This is a genomic window from Mesorhizobium sp. A556 (genome assembly GCF_054489545.1).
This window is the reverse complement of sequence record NZ_JBTMXA010000006.1, coordinates 158,214-175,927: the sequence shown is the minus strand read 5'-3', so window position 1 is coordinate 175,927 and position 17,714 is coordinate 158,214. Positions and strand designations below refer to the sequence as shown.

Below are 17,714 nucleotides of genomic sequence, written 5' to 3'. Positions count from 1 at the left end.
AATGCGCTTGCAAGGCCGCCAGGCGGATCATTCGAGTGAGCCGCCCCGTGGCGAAACCAGCAACTCTTCCGCGGCCTTCCCGGCTTTTTTGTCGGCGCCTTCGGCACGACCGCTGACCTGTCTGATCAAATTGCCGGTATGGCCTGAGAGGTTGCGCCGCGTGGCCGGATCAACGACGGAAAGCGGAGCGCTGACCGCAAGGCCCACTCCGGTTCCCACAGCCTTGGCGGTGCCGGCCGCCAGCATCGTGACGCTGTCTCCGAGCCCGATGCTGGATTCCGTGAGTGTCTGTCCCGCCACCAGCCGCGTCCCGATCGCCTGGACGATCTCGGGACTTTCGGCAAACTTGGCGTGGTGGGAGTTGCCTTCGGTCTCGAGCTTCGTCAGGTCGATCATGGTTATGCCGGCCTTTTGCGCAGCGCTGCGGTAGGGTTCGGCGTTGGGATCGATCTGACCCAGCCGATTGACGTTGCCTGCCACGATCCGCGAAACCGCAAGCGCGCGGTCGTCCTGGGAGACGAAGACCGTGAAATTGGGATGATGGTCGCCCAGATCCCGAAACTGCCTGGCGAATACGTCGACGTCGATGTCGGGCGAGGCCAGGATCACATTGTGGATCTTTGGCGCGACGCGGCCTTCCCTGATCGCCATCTGGCGAAGCGACTCCATCGCCAGCCATGTGCCCATCGAATGGGCCATGACGGTCACTTCGTGGACGCGCGGATCGCGTGCGAGAAGATGCAGCAGCGTCTCGAGCCCGTCACGGGAGTAGATCGTACTTTCGCGGTCGTAGTTGTAATCGAAGACACTGCCGCCGGAAGGCCAGGTGAACAGGATCGGCGCGACCGCAGCCTTGGAATCGTGGAAGATCTGGGCGAAGCGATAGACGGCGTCCTCGTACTGGTTGTTGAACCCATGGACGAAGACCAGCACGTCCCGGCTTTCCGGCAGGTTTTGCGCCAGCCATTCAGACCCGGCCTTCTGCGTCGGGGGCAGATGGTTGACGGCCATTGTGGCGAAGTCCGTTTCGGGGTTCGGTGGAAGCCGCTTCGGCCATTGTACCTCGCCGACCTTCCTGGCCGAATCCGGCGGGATGGAAACCTTGATCGCATCGATCGAAAAGCCACTGTCGCGTTGGCCGCTGTAAAGCGTGCCCGGATCGCCGGACGGACGACGCGTCGTGACGACCAGAAGTTCCGCGACTGACGCGTTGGGGACGGTCGCGGCAACGGGAGCCAGCACGCCCACAGGGTGGCCGCAGCCCGACAGCACGGTCACCAAACAGGACAGGGCGACGAGGCTGGCCCCACAACCCAGTTTGGCGCGATGACCGGGCCGTCGGGCGCAGCTCAATTCAAATAACTCCGCTCGGGCCGAACCGGTTCAAGGGGTAGGGCGGTGAGCCAGCCGCCATGACCGTACCGGCAAGGAGGCTTGACGCCAGGATTGCAATAGCCAGGCTCGATCGTGGCATGACGTCCTTGTTCCCCCAAAAGCCGCACGCTTCGTTATCCCATCTTGCCTCCAAAGAAGAGCGCATGACGGGCAGGCGACGATAGCGGAGGGTGCTGTGATGAAACGCCGAACCTGAAGTACGTTACTGTAACAAGCCGGGGGGCTCGGCAGGCGCTTCGGGCGGGCTTCACAGTCACTATAGCCTTGCCGGGCAGCGAGGCGCGGCTTTGGTCTTGATCGCTATTGGATGGGCAATCCGGCTTTGGAAATACCGTCCTGCAGCAGCGAAACAAAGGTGGGATCGAAGTGGCGTCCCGTCATGTAGCTGCGAAACGAAGCCTCCGACCCCAAGCCCGCCCTCTGCAGCGAGGCCGCTGCTACCTGTGCGGCCGGTTGTGCTTCAAGCTGCCCTAGTGTCGCGAGATGCAGGATGCCGACTACGCAGCAAGACGCCGGATTGCTTTGTACAAGATGGGCGAGCGCCTCCTCATAGGCTCCGCGCCGATAGGCATCCATGGCCAATACGGCATGAATTTCGGGGCCCGCCGTTTCCGCGAGATCGCGCGCTTTCTCGACAAGCGGTATCGCGTCGTCCCAACGCCCGGTAAGCGCCAGCACACCGGCAAAGGCGGCCGCGGCGTCGTGGTCGTACGGATTCAACGCCATTGCGCGGCGGCCAGCCCTGATCGCGGCGTCGGTATGGCCGAGACGGAATAGCGCTTCCATTTGCGCTAGGGCGCCACCGGCCGAACTGGGTGCGAGAACGGTCGCCGTGTTGGCCAGGTTGAGGGCACGCCTGGCCAGATCACCGGAAGGCTGCACGGGATCGAGCATCGGCAGCACCCGGGAAAGGGCGGCATGGGCGGCGGCGTTGCCCGGCTGAATCTTGATGGTTTGCTCGAGGCAGGCTTTCGCCGTTCGCAGCGTTGCCGGATCGGGTGAATGCAGCGCCCGATAGGCACGCAGGACGCACCCATTGCCCAAGGTCGGCGCGGCATAATCCCTGCGCAACTCGGAATTGCTGATCGTTCCCCGCAGGCCGGCAATGCGATTCGCCAGCCGCGCCACCATCCGGTCCCGGTCTTCCGCCTGCTGCGGTATCGGTTCGACACGCGATAGGAGGACCCCGCCGCCGTGGCGGTCGCCGACCTGCCACCAGAGCGACTGCTGCGGCGACTGCGAGCGATAGTCCACAGCGATCTGGTAGGCGGCCTCGAACGCCCGGGTTGAAGGTGCCATTGGCGCATTGTCAAGCTGGACCTGAGCATCGGTCCCGTCCACAATCGTGACGGTCTGGAACCGGGACATAGCAACAAGCAAGGCCTCTTTGAGATCTCGCGCGGCTTCGGCGGTTTCGTCGCCGCTTGCCGTGACAGTCAGGATGGTTCGGGGTCTTTCCGATAGTGCGCCCCCCCGTGGCGTCAGAAATTGCCACAAGGCAACCCCGGCCAGTGCAACCCCGCCTGCGATCAGTGCAGCCGCAAGTCCTCGAAACAGTTTTGCCGCATGCGCAGAGTGCCCTTGCCCGGATACGGCATCCGAAATGCCGGCAACAGTGACCACCTTGTCGACGGCCGGGGTCACAGGCACCGGCGAAGGGTGCCGCCTGCTGATCGTGGGCACATACCCGCCCTTGGGCAGATCAATGCGAAGCAAGCTCTGCTGCCCGTGAACTTCGTAATAATGAGAGAGTGAGGAGCGGAGCCGCATCGCTTCTATCCGCACGATGGGGTCGATTATCGGATCGAAATCCGTTGGTCGGCCGAAAACGTCCACGGCGACCGAATAGGCTTTGATCTTGTCGGTAGCGCCCTCGAGCACCTTTTCCGTGACGTAGCGCAAAAAGCGTTTGTTCCGTTCGGATGAGCGAAACCTGGGATCGGTCAGCACCCGCTCCAGTTCCGCCAACGTCTCCTCTGCGGAAACCGGCGAATCCCTCGGCTTACCGTCGAAGAACGACTGCACCCCTTCGGCGGCTATCCGCTCGCGTGGCGGTCCCCTTCCCATTTTGACCAGGCGCAAATGAAGCCGGCCAGGCGTTTCCTGCTCCCAAAACATTTGCTAATTAAGCTTTCTCTTCAATACCTTACCCTGCTCTGCGATTTGGTCATTCGGCTGGTCCATGCTAGGCGTTGCCGTGCAGTCGCGTCCACAAGGTGGCACGGCGGACGGTGTGCCGACATATCCTGTTCGACCAGAGGGTCGATTAAGTCGATGAAGTGGCGGTTGGAGCGGCTGCCGCGCCAGGGGGGGTACAATGAGCGTCGTTGCCGATCCCGAACAGCAAGGGTCGCATCCGGTCACTGTCCGCAACACACGTGCCCAGATTTCAACGCGCGAACCTGTGGCCCTCCCCAATATGAGCCTGGAACGAACATTGGGTTCGTTCTGGCGGGCGCAAACCGCCGGCTGGCTTTTCGGTGCGGTGTTCGGCTTCGTCAGCCGAATCATCGCCTTCGAAGATCTGCCGCTTGCCCTGATGCTGACGGCTGTTCTCGAACCCATCGGGTTTTCGTTGACCGCCATGGCCCACTCGGTCTTCCGGAACCGCATCAGGCGCGGTGTAACCCTGATGGTCGTCGCGGTTGCGCTGGTGTTGTCGGTTCTTGCCGGCCTGGGCCAGATGCTGGTTGCCGATGCTATCAAGACGACGATGCTGCCGCAGAACGATCCCAACCTGGTTTCCAGCAAGCTTGTCGTCCCTGCCGTCTATTATGCGCTGGTGTTCATGGGATGGTCGCTTGCCTATCTATGGATCAACGCCGAAGGCGATGCGCGCACGGCGCGGTTCCAACGCGGCAAGGCACGAGAAGCTGCCCTCAACGCCGAATTGAACCGGCTGCGTTCGCAGCTGGATTCGCATTTCCTGTTCAACGCCCTGAATATCGTGGCGATGGAGATTCCGGAATCACCCGATATAGCGCTTGAGATGACAAAGCGCGTGGCAGCCTATTTGCGCTACTCTCTCGCTCATCATGACCAGCGATTGTGCTCCCTGGCCGAGGAATTGGAAGCGGTGCACAATTATTTACGCATCCAGGAACTGAGGTTCGAAAGCCGGCTGGATTATAAGTTTGATGTAGACCCGAATATCGAGGAAGCCTGGGTTCCCCACCTTGTCTTGCAGCCGCTTGTCGAAAACGCGGTCAAACATGGCCTCGCCACCGCCAACGGGCATCTTGCCATCACGGTTACAGCCGAACGACGCGGTACGCAACTTGCGGTGGAAATCCGCAACTCCGGTCAGTTGAAGTGGCACAGCCGGGACCGGCCGGCAGTCGGTCTTGCCAATACCCGACGCCGATTGGAACTGCATTATCCCGACCGCCATAGGCTGACCATCAACCGGGCAGGGGAAGAGGTGGTTGTAAGACTGACGCTATGGGGGAACGCATGTTACGCCTGATGCTGGTCGATGATGAACCGCGCGCACGCCGTGGCCTGAAGCGGATCATAAACATGAACGCGGACACCGAGATCGTCGGCGAAGCGGATTCGATCGCCGCCGCGTGCCAACTGGCCAACGCACTCAAACCGGATGCCATCTTTCTGGATGTCGAGCTTGGCGACGGGCGCGGCTTCGACCTTTTGGATCAGATAGAACCGGGGCCGGCCATCGTCTTCGTCACGGGGCACAGTGGCTACGCGCCGCAGGCATTTGATGTCGCTGCGCTCGACTACCTCCTGAAGCCGGTCGATGAAGACCGGCTATCGGTCACCCTGGAACGAATACGGCGGTTTCAAGAGCAGGCAGGCCGGGATCGTTCAGTCCATCCGGATCAACCGCAACGCGTCCACATCAGGCTGCCCGGCCGTTCGGCTATCGTGCCCGTCGACAAGATCGCGCTCCTGATGGCCGAGGGTGATTTCACCCGCATCCTGATGGCCAACGGCCACAATCATTTCGTATGCCGCTTGCTCCGAGGCTTCGAGGCCGAGCTTGCCGAGCCGCCATTCGTGCGGGTCAGCCGCTCGCTGCTTTTCAACCTCGATCATGTGGAGAACGTCGCCGCCCATGATGGCGGCCGATCGGTCGTGTCGTTCGGCAGCAAGCTGGAGCCGGTCGTGCTGGGGCGCACGCCCACCCGGCGCCTGCTGCGCTACCTTCCTGCCCATTGATCGAAACGTGCTTCAAAAGGAAGGCTATGCCGTAGGCGCGCCGCCTGCCGCCGTCCATCGCCTGGGCCTGCCCCGCTCGCTTATGAAGTAGACGATACTGTAGGTGACAATCGTCGCGTCGGCGAGAAAGGCCGGAAGGTAGCCCATTATCCACGGCTCACCGAGATTGGTGAGAAAAAGATAGACGACAAGGCTCTTTTCGACAGCGCTGAACAGCATCGTCTCGAAGCGCAGCCATGGACGAAACGCGGCGACAACCATCATGGCGCCGATGCAAAACACCATGAGACCCCAATGCCGCAGGACCGGTACGCTGGAGGGTGTGTAATCGACGAAGCCGCCGAGGAGTGACGTGATCGCACCGATGTCGAACGCAAGCGGCAGCGTCGCGCATGTGACCAGCCCGAATAGGATCAGAAACCACTTGATGGTCCGGTCGACGAAAGCGTTGATGGCATGCATGGCTTCTTCCCGACCCCGATGATAGGCACCGATGGCACAATCCCACTCTGAACTGCCGATTGGAGTACGTTACTGTAACAACGACCCTCGACGGCAATGCTGCTCTCTCTACAATTGAAGCGGGTGTTGTCACGTTATCTGAAAATGATTGCACCGATCCCGGTGGCGCCCAATTCAAGCAAGTTCTTATTCCGCCATCGCCTGCAGGCGGTGAATGTGGATGGCGAGAGCAGAGCGTTTTGAACGGGGCGGGACGAACAGATTGCGAAAAGCCGAGGTGAGTTCGCTTGGGTTCTTGTATCGGTCGCACCATCGCGATCAGGACGCGCAACAGATTGGGCCGCCTCATTCTACTGATCCCATAATGGGAGGGCCAAAGAGTCGATCCCGAAGAGAAGCTAGGGGCCGCGAAAGACGTTAATCACCAGCCGAGCGGAAAGCCCGAAAGCGCTTGACCTCAACACGCCGAATAGAGAAGAACCCCGCGAAAGGGCTGTCCTGTTGGATACCGAACTCGACGGATTGCCGCCTGAACTGCGCTGGCGCGAATGGATGACGCGCGTCGAGGCCGTCATCTTCGCCTCGCCCGAACCCGTCACGTGCGACCTGCTCAAGCGCGTCATTCATGGCTTCCACTGCAGCGCTGTCATCAAAGCTTTGGTCGATACCAATACCTTTAGTAAACGCCTTCATAGGCGGCGAGGATTTCCTCCTGCGTTTTTCCTTCAAGGAAGGCGATTTCACCCTTCTTGTGCTTGACGTAGGTTTCGGAGAACCCCTGCGGAAGCCAGCTTTTCACAACATCGTTCGCTTCGAACCGTTCCAGCGCGCTTCCAAGCGTCTGTGGTAGGCGGACATAACCGCGCGCAGATAGAGCCTCGGCATCGAGCAGCGATAGGTCGTCTTGCGTCGCGTCCGGCGGCTCCAACCCCTCCTCGATGCCCTGCACCCCGGCATGAACGAGTGCAGCCAGTTGCAGATAGGGGCTTGCGGTTGCGTCCGCCGCGCGGAATTCGAAATTGAACTGCGACGCCTTGGCAATATCGCTGAGATCGGACACCGGGCAGATGCGCACGGATGCCTCGCGGTCGCGGTAGCCAAGATTGTTGAACGCCGCACTCCAGCGGTTCGGCGTCAGCCGCAGATAAGACACCACGCTTGGCGCGGTGATCGCCACGATCGAGTCGAGATATTTCAGGATACCGGCAACGAACTGCCCGGCCGGTTTCGACAGTTCGTGCCTGCCGGCGGGTTCGTAGGTAGCTGGCGTCCCGTCGGCCGACAGAAAGCTCATATGGATATGCACGCCATTGCCGACGCCTGCCGGATCGCGAATCGGCGTGAAGGTGACCGTATGGTCGAGACGGTCGGCGACGGAAAGCACCATTTCGCGGGTGATCAGCGAATGGTCGGCGATGGTGACGCCGCGCTGCGGACCCATCGTGACCTCGTACTGGCCCGTGCCGAATTCTTTCATGAAGGTATCGGGCGCGACGCCCGCCTGGCGCATCGCTGCGATCAACGCCTCGGCAAAAATGCGCTCGGAGCGAAATCCGGCCAGCGAAAACGCGTCGCCCGGCGGGCTCGGACGGTTCTTGAACTGGAACTCATGCTCGAACGCCCCGAACAGGGTCAGCCCGGTGACCCGCTCAAGCCTCTGCAACGCAGCGCTCAGGATAGAGCGCGTGCAATATTCCCAGGGCCTGCCGTCGGTGTGCAGGATGTTGCCGATGGCGAAGTGTTCGACCGGCCCGTCATCCCCGAACTCGACGCGTACGCGTGCCGCCGGGTCGGGGATCAGCGTCAGGTCGCCAAGCGAGCCGAACGGGCTCTCGGCGATGGAGTCGAAACAAGTGATCTGAACATTGGTCGGCGTCCAGCCGATGCCGCGTGAAAGTCGCTTGTCGAACTGCGATGCGGGAAATGCCTTGCCCCGGACTTTGCCAGCCAGGTCGCTGGTGCAGGCGACCACCATTTCTTCACGCTTCATCGAGCTTCGAACTCCCTTTTTCCGGCCCGGCACCGGGCGAATTCAGCCGCACGGCGTCCCAGGCTTCAATACGTTCGCGCGTGGCGGTCCAGTCTGCTTCAGAGACCTTCACGATGAGGGCCTCCATAAGGGCGAGCACGCAGACCGCCGTATCCCAAGCCGTGCCGGAGACGATGGGCAAGGCGACGACGATGTCGCTGTCACGGGCGACCGGCGACATCCATTTGTCGGTGATCAGGATGATCGAGGATTTCCGCTTCTGGTGGATGGTTTCGGCCAGCATGGCGATGTCGGGTTGATAGCGACGGAAATCGAACAGCACGACCACGTCCTGCTTGCGCATGCGCAGCACATATTCCGGCCAGAGTTCGTGCGCGCTGGGCAGATGCTCGACCCGGCCGCGGATCTGGCGCAAATGCACCGAAAGATAGGTCGCCAGGCTGTCGCTGATGCGTCCGCCAAGGATGAAGATGTTGCGCGTCGGGTCCGCCAACAGCCTGCAGACCGCGTCGAACTGCCCTGATGGGCCGTTCTGGGCCATCTCCTGCAAAATCTGGCCGAGCCGGCCGGCATATTCGGCCAGAAACCCCTCCGGCGCCGTCTGGCCTGCGTCGCTCTTCAGATCGAGCGGGGAAAGCTGGCTTTCCTTCAACTCGCCGATCAATTGGCGCTGGAAATCATGATAGCCGCCAAAGCCGGCCTTGGCGACGAAGCGGGTGATCGATGGCGCGCTGACGCCGGTTCGGCCGGCCAGTTCCTGTATCGTATGCAAGCCGGCGAACGGATAATCCGCAAGGATCGCATTGGCGATCTTCCGCTCGCTGGCGGTGAACAGGGCCATCATCTCAATTATCGTGGCGCGGACGGTCATCGGCGATGTCAATCGAGGGTTTGCGCTTCGGATACGCTGGAGCCCGCATTACTCCCACAATGAAAATTATTGGTCAAACTGAAACATGTAATTGACTTTGGTTGAAATATTTCATCCATTCGAGGCTGTGGACAAAGCGGGCGCAAGCCGTGAAGCTGAGGCGATGTTGCAGACACTACAGCAAGACAGCCCTTTGTTGAGCGGCGCCGAAATGGCGCCGGTCGAGGCCGTCAACCTGTCGGGTGCGTCGCCCTTCGTGCTGACCTGCGAACATGCCGGACGCGCCATACCCCGATGCCTGGGCGACCTCGGCATCAATGCCGCGGAAATGGATCGCCACATCGCCTATGACATCGGCGCCGAAAATCTCGCGCGCGCCATGTCGGCGCTTCTCGATGCACCCCTGTTTTTGCAGCGTTACAGCCGGCTTGTTGTCGATTGCAATCGGCCTTTCGAAGCTGAGGATTGTTTTCCCGAGATCAGCGACGGGACGCCCATCCCGGCCAATCGCCAGCTCTCCGAGACTGCGCGCAAGCAGCGCTTTTTCGAAATCCACCAGCCCTTCCATCGCGCGGTCGGAAACTTTCTGGATAAGCGCAGGGATGCGGGAAACCCGGCGGTCGTGATTTCCGTGCACAGCTTCACGCCGCGCATGGCGGGCATCGATCGGCCATGGCTGATCGGGCTGCTGTCGAACAGGGACCGCAGCTTCGCCGAGAAATTCATGACGGCCTTCGTGGCCGCCAATCCCGACATATCTATTGCTCACAACCGGCCCTATAGCGTTGACGACCAGTCGGATTATGTGGTTCCGGTTCACGGGGAAGCGCGTGGGATTCCACACCTCCTCCTCGAAATACGCAACGATCAGATCGCCCGGCAAAAGGGGCAGGAAAACTGGGCGCGGCTTGTGTCGGATGCGCTGCTGACCGTGACGCCGAATGAGAAAGGCCGCCACAGTGGCAATTGATTTCCCGACCTCACGCGAGATTCCGCTGGACCCGAAGACGTCTGCGTTGCTGTTCATCGACGTCCAGAATTTCGCCGCCAGGCGCGACGGCGGCGAATTCAAGGATGTTTCCGAGGCGGAGATGGAAGGCAAATACGCCTACTATTTCAACCGTCTCGAGCAAACCGCCATTCCCAACATGCAGAAGCTTCAGGCAGCTTTTCGCGGTGCCGGCATCGAAGTGCTCTACACCACCATAGAGAGCCTGACCAAGGATGGCCGCGACCGCAGCCTCGACTACAAGATCACCGGCTTCAACGTGCCGAAGGGCTCGCATGACGGCAAGGTCATCGACGAGCTTGCACCGGGCGACGACGAGATCGTGCTGCCGAAAAGCTCGTCCAGCGTTTTCATATCGACCCATCTCGACTATCTCTTGAGGAATCTGGGCGTCAAGCAATTGGTGATTTCGGGCATCGTGACCGACCAGTGCGTCGAATCCGCGGTGCGCGACGCCTGCGACCTCGGCTATCTGGTGACCTTGGTTCCCGATGCCTGCGCCACCTACAGCGACGAACGCCACGACAACTCGTTGAGAACCATCAAGGGCTATTGCCGACAGGTCGATACCGCCGTCTTGATAGAGGAGATATCCTGAACGCCAAATCCGGGAGAGGATTGGCTTCAAAGGGGGAATAAAAGCGTCGCTGCCAGCTTTAAGGACGGGCACTCCGTCGAGGTTTGGAACGGCAGCATCCATTGTTCTACGATAACGAACGAGAAGGGGAGTGAGTATCATGAGAACAACGAAAGCCATCCTTGGCGCGGCGGCAGGCTTGCTGCTGCTCGCATCGGCCGCCCATGCGGCAGACGACAAGATCATCATTGGCGGCGCCATGTCGCTGACCGGCGTGCAGGCACCGCTCGACACGCCGGCACTGAAGGGCGCTGAAGTCGCGGTCAAATACCTCAACGACAATGGCGGCATCCTCGGCAAGCAGGTCGAGCTGATCAACATCGACGGCAAGTCGGACCCGGTCACGGTCGGCAACGTCGCCGTCGAACTGATCGACAAGGGCGCGCAGCTCATCATGGCGCCGTGCGACTTCGACTTTGGCGGACCTGCCAGCCGCGAAGCACAGTCGGCCGGCATCGTCGGCATCTCCACCTGCGCCTCCGATCCGCTCTACTCTTCGTGGTCGCTTGGCGACAAGCAGTTCACGCTTTCCATGTGGAACACGACGATGGGCGCGGTAGCCGCCGATTTCGCGCTCAAGGAAAAGGGCTGGAAGACGGCCTATGTCGTCACCGACCAGTTCATCGCCTACACCAAGTCGCTGTCGAAATATTTCGTCGCGCAGTTCAAGGCGGATGGCGGCGAGATCCTGCTCGAGGATACCTATACCAACGGCGACAACAACTTCTCGGCCCAGATCGCGCGCTTGCAGGCGCTCGGCAAGAAGCCGGACGTGATCTTCCTGTCGTCCTACGGCCAGGACATCGGTGCGATCATCCGCGCCTTGCGTGAAGTCGGATACGACGCGCCGGTGATGGGCGGCGACGCCTATGACGACCCGGCAATGCATGAGGCGCTTGGCGAAAAATTCGGCAACAACGTCTTCTTCGTCACGCACACCTGGATGGGCCCGGAAGCGCATCCCGACATGCCGAAATTCATCGAACTCTACACCAAGCTGCATGGCGAGGCGCCAGATACGTCCTTCGTCTCGACCGGCTGGGATACGATCATGATGATGGCGCAGGCGATCACGGCCGCCGGCAGCACCGACGGCGATGCGGTCGCCAAGGCGCTGGAAGACGGCGAGTTCAAGCTCCTGACCGGCGATCTGAACTACGGCACGGCCGAAGAAGGCCACGCGCCCGACAAGGCCGCCGTGCTGATCGAACTCAAGGGCGGCAAGCCCAGCTTCGTCGGCTGGCGTCGTCCGGAGAGCGTTCCGGCTCCCTGACCTTCAGATGCCGGGGCCTCGCGCCCCGGCATCCTTCAATGGATCGGTCCATGTCCCAAAAATCGCTTAACGCGGCCGGCGTCTCGGTCGAGTTCTCCGGACTGCGCGCGCTCGACAATGTGTCGCTGTCGCTGTACCCGGCTGAAATCGTCGGGCTCATCGGGCCCAACGGTTCCGGCAAGACGACCCTGATCAACGCCATTACCGGCCAGGTGCCGCTCGCCGGCGGGCGGGTGACGCTGGGCGACGAACAGATTTCGGGCCTGCCGCCGCGCCGCATCGCGCTCAAGGGCATCAACCGCTCGTTCCAGATCGTGCGCCTGTTCAACAACATGACGATCGTCGAGAACGTGGAATGCGCCGCACTGGCGCACGGCATCGGCCTGCGCGAGGCGCGCCGCAGGGCCGAAACGCTGCTGGCGGAATTCTCGCTGGAAGACAAGGCCGACGATCTCGCGGCAAGCCTCAGCTATGGCGACAAGCGCCGCGTCGAAATCGCCAGGGCGCTCGCCGCCGATCCGGCCTTCCTGCTGCTCGATGAACCGGCGGCCGGCATGAACGAGGCGGAGTCCGAGACGCTGCTGCATATCCTTTCGGAACTGCCCCGCGCCCGTGGCCTCGGGCTGCTCATCATCGATCACGACATGAGCCTGATGATGCGGCTGTGCAACCGGCTTCATGTGTTGGCTTCCGGTCGCACCATCGCCGAAGGCAAGGCCGACGAGGTGCGCAAGAACCCGGCGGTGATCGAAGCCTATCTCGGCTCGGAGGCCGCCCATGCTTGAGGTCAACGATCTCGAAGTCCGCTATGGCGCGATACGCGCCGTGCGCGGCGTGTCGTTCAAGGCAGCCGAGGGTGAGCTTGTTGCAATCCTCGGCGCCAATGGTGCCGGCAAATCATCGACATTGATGTGCGTTGCCGGTGCGCTGAAGGTTTTTGGAGGCTCCATCCGGCTGGAAGGCCAGGATATGACGTCCGCCAATCCCGAAAAGATGGTGCGCGCCGGCGTTGCCACGGTGCCCGAGACGCGCGACGTGTTTCCCGATCTCACGGTCGAGGAAAACCTGACGCTCGGCAGCTATGTCCGCCGCAAGGACACGGCCGGCGTCGCCGAAGACCGGACACGCATGCTGGACCTTTTTCCAAGGCTGGCCGAGCGGGCTTCGCAGCCGGCGGGAACGCTTTCCGGCGGCGAGCAGCAGATGCTGGTCATCGCCCGCGCGATGATGTCCCGGCCGAAGGTGCTGTTGCTCGACGAGCCTTCGCTGGGCCTCGCGCCGGTGGTTGTCGAGCAGATTTTCGAAATGATACGGACGCTCAAGCAATCGGGCCTGACCATCGTTCTGGTCGAGCAGAATGCGTCCAAGGCGCTGTCGGTCGCCGACCGGGCCTATGTGATGCGTCTCGGCAAGATCGCCGCAAGCGGTAGCGCGAAAGAGATCGCTGCGACCACCGATCTCGGCGCACTGTATCTAGGGGAATGAGAGCGTGACCTTCACCGTCCAGTTCCTCATCGACGTGCTCAGCCTCGGAGGCGCCTATGCGCTGATGGCGCTAGGGTTGGTCATCGTCTACGGCATCCTCAAGCTGGTGAACTTCGCCTATGGCGAACTCATCATGGTCACCGGCTATGCCATGTTCCTGATGGGTGGCTCCGGCCTGCCTTGGCTGGTGATGGCCGCTGTTGCCGTGTTGATGGCGGTGCTGGCCGGCATCGCTACCGACTATGTCGCGTTCCGCCCGGTGCGCGCCAAGTCGGTCACCGCCGTGCTGATCACGTCCTTCGCCTTCTCCACGCTGCTTCAGAATGCAGCGCTGCTGTTCATCTCGCCGCGCCCGCGCGCGGTGCCGCTTCCGGACATATTCTCGCAGACGGTGACCATCTTCGGCGCCATCACGCCGATCCGAAACCTGATCACCATCGTTACGGCGTTTGTCATGCTGGGCCTGTTCGCCCTGCTGATGCGGAAAACCGTGCTCGGCATCGCCATGCGCGCCGCCGCCACCAACTTCACCATGGCCCGCATGCTCGGCGTGCCGGCCAACCTGATCATCTCATCCGCCTTCGCGATCAGCGGCTTTCTGGCCGGCGTCGTCGGCCTGCTGTGGATCGGGCGCATAGGCACTGTCGTTCCCGGCATCGGGCTGGAGCCGCTGCTGGTCGCCTTCATCGCCACCGTGATTGGCGGCATGCGCTCGATGACGGGCGCGGTGATCGGCGGCTTCCTGCTTGCCCTGATTGACACGACGCTGAACTACACCCTGTCGCAGGAACTGCTGAAATTCCGCGACGCTTTCACCTTCAGCCTCGTCATTTTGATCCTGTTGTGGCGGCCGGACGGCCTCATAAAAGGTCCGGCAACGGGCCAGAGAACGTGAGGGCCCGATGAAAAAGCATCTTCTCACCGCAGTCATCCTGGCGGGAATGATCGTCCTGCTGGCGCTGCTGGCGCAATTCCTGGGCATCCGGCTCTACGACCGCATCGCCACCAATCTGTGCATCTCGCTGGTACTGGTGATCGGGCTGCAGGTGTTCATGGGCAATTCCGGCATCCTGTCCTTCGCGCATATCGGCTTCATGGGCGTCGGCGCCTATACGTCGGCCGTGCTGACCATCCCGGCGCAGATGAAGGGCATGGCGCTGCCCGATATCTACCCCGTCCTGCAGGGCGTCGAACTTTCTCCCTATGTAGCGATCGCGGCCGGCGGACTGATGGCGGCGCTTGTTGCCGCCGTGCTGTCCTATCCGCTGATGCGCCTTTCCGATGCGGCGGCGGTCATCACCTCGTTTGCGCTGCTGGTCGTGCTCTACACGGTCATGACGCATTGGAGTCAGGTGACCAACGGGCCGCGCACGCTGTTCGGCCTGCCGCGCGCCACCGACCTGCCGCTGTCGGCGGGGGTCGCCATCCTCGCGGTCATCGGCGCGCTGGCGTTCAAGGAATCGCGCACCGGGCGGTTGTTGCGGGCAAGCCGTGACGACGAGACGGCGGCCGCTGCTCTCGGTGCGCATATTCCCCGGCTGCGCTGGCGCGCCTTCATTCTGGCCGCCCTGTTTGCCGGCATCGGCGGCGCGCTGTGGGGGCACTTCATCACCTCCTTCTCGCCAAAATCCTTCTACCTGAAGGAGACTTTCCTGATCCTCAGCATGCTGGTGATCGGCGGCGCCAACACGGTGACGGGGGCTGTCGTCGGCACCTTCATCGTCACCATCGCCTATGAAAGCCTGCGTGGGTTCGAGATTGTGCTCAACGACGCCAAGTTCATGCCCGGCCCGGTCATCGGCCTCACCGAGATCGTATTGGCGCTCGCCATGATCGCAGTGCTTTCGCTCCGCCCAGGCGGCCTGTTCCCAACGCGCGAAATCGGCGCCTTGCTGACGCGCAAGAAGACCAAGACGGAGAATCCATCATGAACTGGAAGACTGCCAACAGGTCCTTCTACTACGCCAATGCCGAAGAGCCCGACGATCTGGACCTCGATCCGAGCGCTACGGCCCTGCTGGTGATCGACATCCAGAACACCTATCTCGAGCCCAAGGACACGCCCGAGGAAACCGCGCGCTGGCAGCCCTTCTACGACCGCATGCGCCAGACGGTCATTCCCAATACCGCCAAGCTGATCGCCGACTGCCGCAAGCGTGGCGTCGAGGTGATCTATGCGCGCATCGGCTGTCACAAGGATGACGGCCGCGACCGTTCGCTCAGCCAGAAGAAGCCGGGCTTCAACTATCTGCTGCTGCCGAAAGATCGAGCCGATGGCCAGATCGTCCCGGAACTTGCGCCGCTGGGCGATGAGATCAACATCATCAAGACCACCGACAGCGCGCTGACCGGCACCAATCTGCGGCTGATCCTGCGAAATATGGGCATAAAAGACGTCATCTGCGCCGGCATCTTCACCGACCAGTGTGTTTCCTCGACCATTCGCAGCCTTGCCGACGAAAGCTTTGGCGTGGTCCTGGTGGAGGATTGCGCGGCGGCAGCGACGATGGAACTGCACCAGCATGAAATCGAGGTCATCAACATGATCTACTGCCACGTCGTGCAACTGGATGAAGTCGACGGCTTGTTCGCCTGAAGCTTACGGAGGTCGAAAATGAGCGTTGCGGGTCTTTACGAGCGCGACGCCGCTTCGATCTCCAAAATGTCTTTCCTGCGCTTCTTTCCCCAGGCCGTAGTTGGCGGCGAGGGTGCCTATCTGTTCACCGACGACGGCCGCAAACTGCTTGATTTTTCAGCATCCTGGGGAGCGGCCAGCCTCGGCCACTCCCATCCGGCAGTCCGGGAGGCCGTCGGCAAGGCGCTAGAAAGCCAGGCCGGCGCCAGCCATCTGTCGAGCGCCAATCTTCCCGCCGTCGAGCTTGCCGAAAAATTGCTGTCGCTTGTACCTGGGCGTGCGGCCGGGCGTGTCTGGTTCGGGCATTCCGGGTCAGATGCCAACGAGACGGTGGCGCGTGCCGTGGTCGCTGCGACCGGCAGATCGCGCATCATCTCTTTCGACGGCGCCTACCACGGGGGAACCGCCGGTTCCATGGCAATTTCCGGCCATCCGGCACAACAGGGAGATGTCAGGTCTAAGGGGCTGACATTGATCCCTTTCCCTAACGCCTATCGCGACGGTGGCGGGGACGAAGCCGAAGAAAGAGCGATCGCGCACCTCGAAAATCTGTTCGCCGGTCCGGTCCCGCCTCGCGAAGTCGCTGCCCTGTTCATCGAACCGATTCAATCGGATGGCGGAATGGTGGTGCCTCCTGCGAACTATTTCCGAAAGGTTGAAGCCTTGTGCCGGAAGCACGGCATCCTGCTGGTGGCGGATGAAGTGAAAGTCGGATTGGGGCGCACCGGCCGTCTGCACAGCTACCAGCATTTCGGCATCGAGCCCGACATTGTCGTGTTCGGCAAAGGGCTGGGCGGCGGATTGCCTGTATCAGCGGCGGTCGGCCCGGCGGCGATCATGAACCATGCCGCCGCGTTCTCCTTCCAGACGGTGCATGGAAACCCGGTTTGTTGCGCGGCCGCCCTTGCCGTCCTGGATACGATTGAGCGCGAAAGCCTCGCCGCCAACGCGGCCGCCGTCGGCTCTCACATGATGCAAGGCCTTGAGCGGCTCAAGCAGAAACACAGCCTGATCGGCGATGTGCGCGGGCGCGGGCTCGCCATCGGCGTCGAACTGGTCACCGATCGCATGAGCATGGCGCCGGCAAAGCGCGAGACAGCATTAGCAGCCTACCGCATGTTCGAACTTGGCCTTGTCGTCTACTACGTCGGCGTGAGTTCCAACGTGCTTGAGTTCACACCGGCCCTGACGCTGACGAAAAAAGAGGCATCGGCCGGGCTCGATCTGCTCGACCAATCGCTTTCCGACGTCGAGGCAGGCCGTGTCGACCCGGCACTATTGGAAGCATATCAAGGTTGGTGACGTGCGCCGACAGGCGGCAACGCTATGTCTGGGCTTCAGCTTGGCAGAGGTTGTGTTGCAAACTTTTTGATAACGGCAGAAAGGCCGATCACTTGACGGGTTTCAGGCGGCGATCGCCTCGAACTGTTCTTTCAGCGATGGGGCGGGATTGTAGGCTAATCGGCCTTGCCGCTTTCGCATCATCTGAACCATCTCGATGCCAGCCAGAGTAGCGGTTGCTGCCACGAACGCCTTGAAACCCAGCATCGGATGGACCCGCCGCTTGATGCGCCGATGATCCTGCTCGATCCGGTTATTGAGGTACTGGCTCCGGCGGATGCAAATCAGCTTCAGCGATTGCCGCGACCGAGCGGCGCACGGCTGGATGGTCACGCTATGATCGAAGGCAAGCGTTGCGGCGTCAAATATGCCGTCGTCACCATGTGCATTGGCGACGGTATGGGCGCGGCAGGACTGTTCGAGATCGTCTGAAATGG

Annotated in this window: 16 protein-coding genes and 4 pseudogenes; 13 read left to right on the top strand and 7 right to left on the bottom strand. The window is 61.6% G+C overall.

Annotated elements, in window-relative coordinates; genetic code table 11:
* Nucleotides 1-27: 27 nt before the first annotated feature.
* Both ACX3P0_RS14565 and ACX3P0_RS14560 read right to left on the bottom strand, forming a co-directional pair.
* Complete coding sequence (locus tag ACX3P0_RS14565; RefSeq protein ID WP_459089514.1) at nt 28-1,353, bottom strand: alpha/beta hydrolase; 1,326 nt, start codon at nt 1,351-1,353, stop codon at nt 28-30.
* A 342-nt stretch (nt 1,354-1,695) separates the two neighbouring features.
* Nucleotides 1,696-3,513: a tetratricopeptide repeat protein gene (locus tag ACX3P0_RS14560; RefSeq protein ID WP_459089512.1), complete on the bottom strand. Its 1,818-nt coding sequence runs from the start codon at nt 3,511-3,513 to the stop codon at nt 1,696-1,698.
* A 199-nt stretch (nt 3,514-3,712) separates the two neighbouring features.
* On the opposite strand from ACX3P0_RS14560, the gene ACX3P0_RS14555 reads away from it, so the two are divergent.
* Nucleotides 3,713-4,861, top strand: a complete 1,149-nt coding sequence (locus ACX3P0_RS14555; RefSeq protein WP_459089510.1) for a sensor histidine kinase — start codon at nt 3,713-3,715, stop codon at nt 4,859-4,861.
* Entirely contained in the window at nt 4,861-5,574 is a 714-nt protein-coding gene (locus tag ACX3P0_RS14550; protein WP_459089508.1) for a LytR/AlgR family response regulator transcription factor, read from the top strand. The genes ACX3P0_RS14555 and ACX3P0_RS14550 overlap by 1 nt, the downstream gene beginning before the upstream one ends.
* Before the next feature lie 24 nt (nt 5,575-5,598).
* Here ACX3P0_RS14550 and ACX3P0_RS14545 read toward each other — a convergent pair whose 3' ends face one another.
* The gene (locus ACX3P0_RS14545; protein WP_459089506.1) at nt 5,599-6,036 is read right to left on the bottom strand and encodes a hypothetical protein; all 438 of its coding nucleotides are present in this window, start codon (nt 6,034-6,036) and stop codon (nt 5,599-5,601) included.
* 186 nt (nt 6,037-6,222) lie between these two features.
* Nucleotides 6,223-6,312 (bottom strand): annotated as a pseudogene (locus ACX3P0_RS14540) (IS6 family transposase); the annotation flags it as partial.
* Between the two features lie 222 nt (nt 6,313-6,534).
* Here ACX3P0_RS14540 and ACX3P0_RS14535 point away from each other — a divergent pair.
* Nucleotides 6,535-6,678: pseudogene (locus tag ACX3P0_RS14535) on the top strand (SMC-Scp complex subunit ScpB); the annotation flags it as partial.
* Between the two features lie 34 nt (nt 6,679-6,712).
* On the opposite strand, the gene ACX3P0_RS14530 reads toward ACX3P0_RS14535, so the two are convergent.
* Nucleotides 6,713-8,026, bottom strand: a complete 1,314-nt coding sequence (locus ACX3P0_RS14530; protein ID WP_459089504.1) for a glutamine synthetase family protein — start codon at nt 8,024-8,026, stop codon at nt 6,713-6,715.
* Nucleotides 8,016-8,897 carry a MurR/RpiR family transcriptional regulator gene (locus ACX3P0_RS14525; RefSeq protein WP_459079985.1) on the bottom strand — a complete coding sequence of 294 codons (882 nt, stop codon included), beginning with the start codon at nt 8,895-8,897 and terminating at the stop codon, nt 8,016-8,018. Before ACX3P0_RS14525 ends, ACX3P0_RS14530 begins: the two co-directional genes overlap by 11 nt.
* 196 nt (nt 8,898-9,093) lie before the next feature.
* On the opposite strand from ACX3P0_RS14525, the gene ACX3P0_RS14520 reads away from it, so the two are divergent.
* The 9 genes from ACX3P0_RS14520 to ACX3P0_RS14480 all read left to right on the top strand — a co-directional run bounded on the left by ACX3P0_RS14520 (nt 9,094) and on the right by ACX3P0_RS14480 (nt 17,238).
* Nucleotides 9,094-9,867 carry an N-formylglutamate amidohydrolase gene (locus ACX3P0_RS14520; protein WP_459089502.1) on the top strand — a complete coding sequence of 258 codons (774 nt, stop codon included), beginning with the start codon at nt 9,094-9,096 and terminating at the stop codon, nt 9,865-9,867.
* On the top strand, nt 9,857-10,504 hold the full coding sequence (locus ACX3P0_RS14515) for a cysteine hydrolase family protein (RefSeq protein WP_459079983.1): 648 nt from the start codon (nt 9,857-9,859) through the stop codon (nt 10,502-10,504). Before ACX3P0_RS14520 ends, ACX3P0_RS14515 begins: the two co-directional genes overlap by 11 nt.
* A 139-nt stretch (nt 10,505-10,643) precedes the next feature.
* Entirely contained in the window at nt 10,644-11,816 is a 1,173-nt protein-coding gene (locus tag ACX3P0_RS14510; protein WP_459079982.1) for an ABC transporter substrate-binding protein, read from the top strand.
* A gap of 50 nt (nt 11,817-11,866) precedes the next feature.
* Nucleotides 11,867-12,601 carry an ABC transporter ATP-binding protein gene (locus ACX3P0_RS14505; RefSeq protein WP_459089500.1) on the top strand — a complete coding sequence of 245 codons (735 nt, stop codon included), beginning with the start codon at nt 11,867-11,869 and terminating at the stop codon, nt 12,599-12,601.
* Nucleotides 12,594-13,301, top strand: coding sequence for an ABC transporter ATP-binding protein (locus ACX3P0_RS14500; protein WP_459079980.1), 708 nt, complete (start codon nt 12,594-12,596; stop codon nt 13,299-13,301). The genes ACX3P0_RS14505 and ACX3P0_RS14500 overlap by 8 nt, the downstream gene beginning before the upstream one ends.
* 4 nt (nt 13,302-13,305) lie before the next feature.
* Nucleotides 13,306-14,196, top strand: a complete 891-nt coding sequence (locus ACX3P0_RS14495) for a branched-chain amino acid ABC transporter permease (RefSeq protein ID WP_459089498.1) — start codon at nt 13,306-13,308, stop codon at nt 14,194-14,196.
* A 7-nt stretch (nt 14,197-14,203) separates the two neighbouring features.
* Nucleotides 14,204-15,232, top strand: coding sequence for a branched-chain amino acid ABC transporter permease (locus tag ACX3P0_RS14490; RefSeq protein ID WP_459089496.1), 1,029 nt, complete (start codon nt 14,204-14,206; stop codon nt 15,230-15,232).
* Nucleotides 15,229-15,897 carry a cysteine hydrolase family protein gene (locus ACX3P0_RS14485; protein ID WP_459079977.1) on the top strand — a complete coding sequence of 223 codons (669 nt, stop codon included), beginning with the start codon at nt 15,229-15,231 and terminating at the stop codon, nt 15,895-15,897. Before ACX3P0_RS14490 ends, ACX3P0_RS14485 begins: the two co-directional genes overlap by 4 nt.
* Before the next feature lie 18 nt (nt 15,898-15,915).
* On the top strand, nt 15,916-17,238 hold the full coding sequence (locus ACX3P0_RS14480; protein WP_459079976.1) for an aspartate aminotransferase family protein: 1,323 nt from the start codon (nt 15,916-15,918) through the stop codon (nt 17,236-17,238).
* Between the two features lie 102 nt (nt 17,239-17,340).
* On the opposite strand, the pseudogene ACX3P0_RS14475 reads toward ACX3P0_RS14480, so the two are convergent.
* A pseudogene (locus ACX3P0_RS14475) lies at nt 17,341-17,568 on the bottom strand (DDE-type integrase/transposase/recombinase); the annotation flags it as partial.
* 18 nt (nt 17,569-17,586) lie between these two features.
* On the opposite strand from ACX3P0_RS14475, the pseudogene ACX3P0_RS14470 reads away from it, so the two are divergent.
* A pseudogene (locus ACX3P0_RS14470) lies at nt 17,587-17,709 on the top strand (acetyl-CoA C-acyltransferase); the annotation flags it as partial.
* Nucleotides 17,710-17,714: the final 5 nt, after the last annotated feature.

Excerpts from the sequence above, each read along its gene's own strand:
- ACX3P0_RS14560 (WP_459089512.1), bottom strand. The coding sequence starts at position 3,513 with ATGTTTTGGGAGCAGGAAACGCCTGGCCGGCTTCATTTGCGCCTGGTC.
- ACX3P0_RS14555 (WP_459089510.1), top strand. The coding sequence starts at position 3,713 with ATGAGCGTCGTTGCCGATCCCGAACAGCAAGGGTCGCATCCGGTCACT.
- ACX3P0_RS14550 (WP_459089508.1), top strand. The coding sequence starts at position 4,861 with ATGCTGGTCGATGATGAACCGCGCGCACGCCGTGGCCTGAAGCGGATC.
- ACX3P0_RS14545 (WP_459089506.1), bottom strand. The coding sequence starts at position 6,036 with ATGCATGCCATCAACGCTTTCGTCGACCGGACCATCAAGTGGTTTCTG.
- ACX3P0_RS14530 (WP_459089504.1), bottom strand. The coding sequence starts at position 8,026 with ATGAAGCGTGAAGAAATGGTGGTCGCCTGCACCAGCGACCTGGCTGGC.
- ACX3P0_RS14525 (WP_459079985.1), bottom strand. The coding sequence starts at position 8,897 with ATGACCGTCCGCGCCACGATAATTGAGATGATGGCCCTGTTCACCGCC.
- ACX3P0_RS14510 (WP_459079982.1), top strand. The coding sequence starts at position 10,644 with ATGAGAACAACGAAAGCCATCCTTGGCGCGGCGGCAGGCTTGCTGCTG.
- ACX3P0_RS14505 (WP_459089500.1), top strand. The coding sequence starts at position 11,867 with ATGTCCCAAAAATCGCTTAACGCGGCCGGCGTCTCGGTCGAGTTCTCC.
- ACX3P0_RS14500 (WP_459079980.1), top strand. The coding sequence starts at position 12,594 with ATGCTTGAGGTCAACGATCTCGAAGTCCGCTATGGCGCGATACGCGCC.
- ACX3P0_RS14490 (WP_459089496.1), top strand. The coding sequence starts at position 14,204 with ATGAAAAAGCATCTTCTCACCGCAGTCATCCTGGCGGGAATGATCGTC.
- ACX3P0_RS14485 (WP_459079977.1), top strand. The coding sequence starts at position 15,229 with ATGAACTGGAAGACTGCCAACAGGTCCTTCTACTACGCCAATGCCGAA.
- ACX3P0_RS14480 (WP_459079976.1), top strand. The coding sequence starts at position 15,916 with ATGAGCGTTGCGGGTCTTTACGAGCGCGACGCCGCTTCGATCTCCAAA.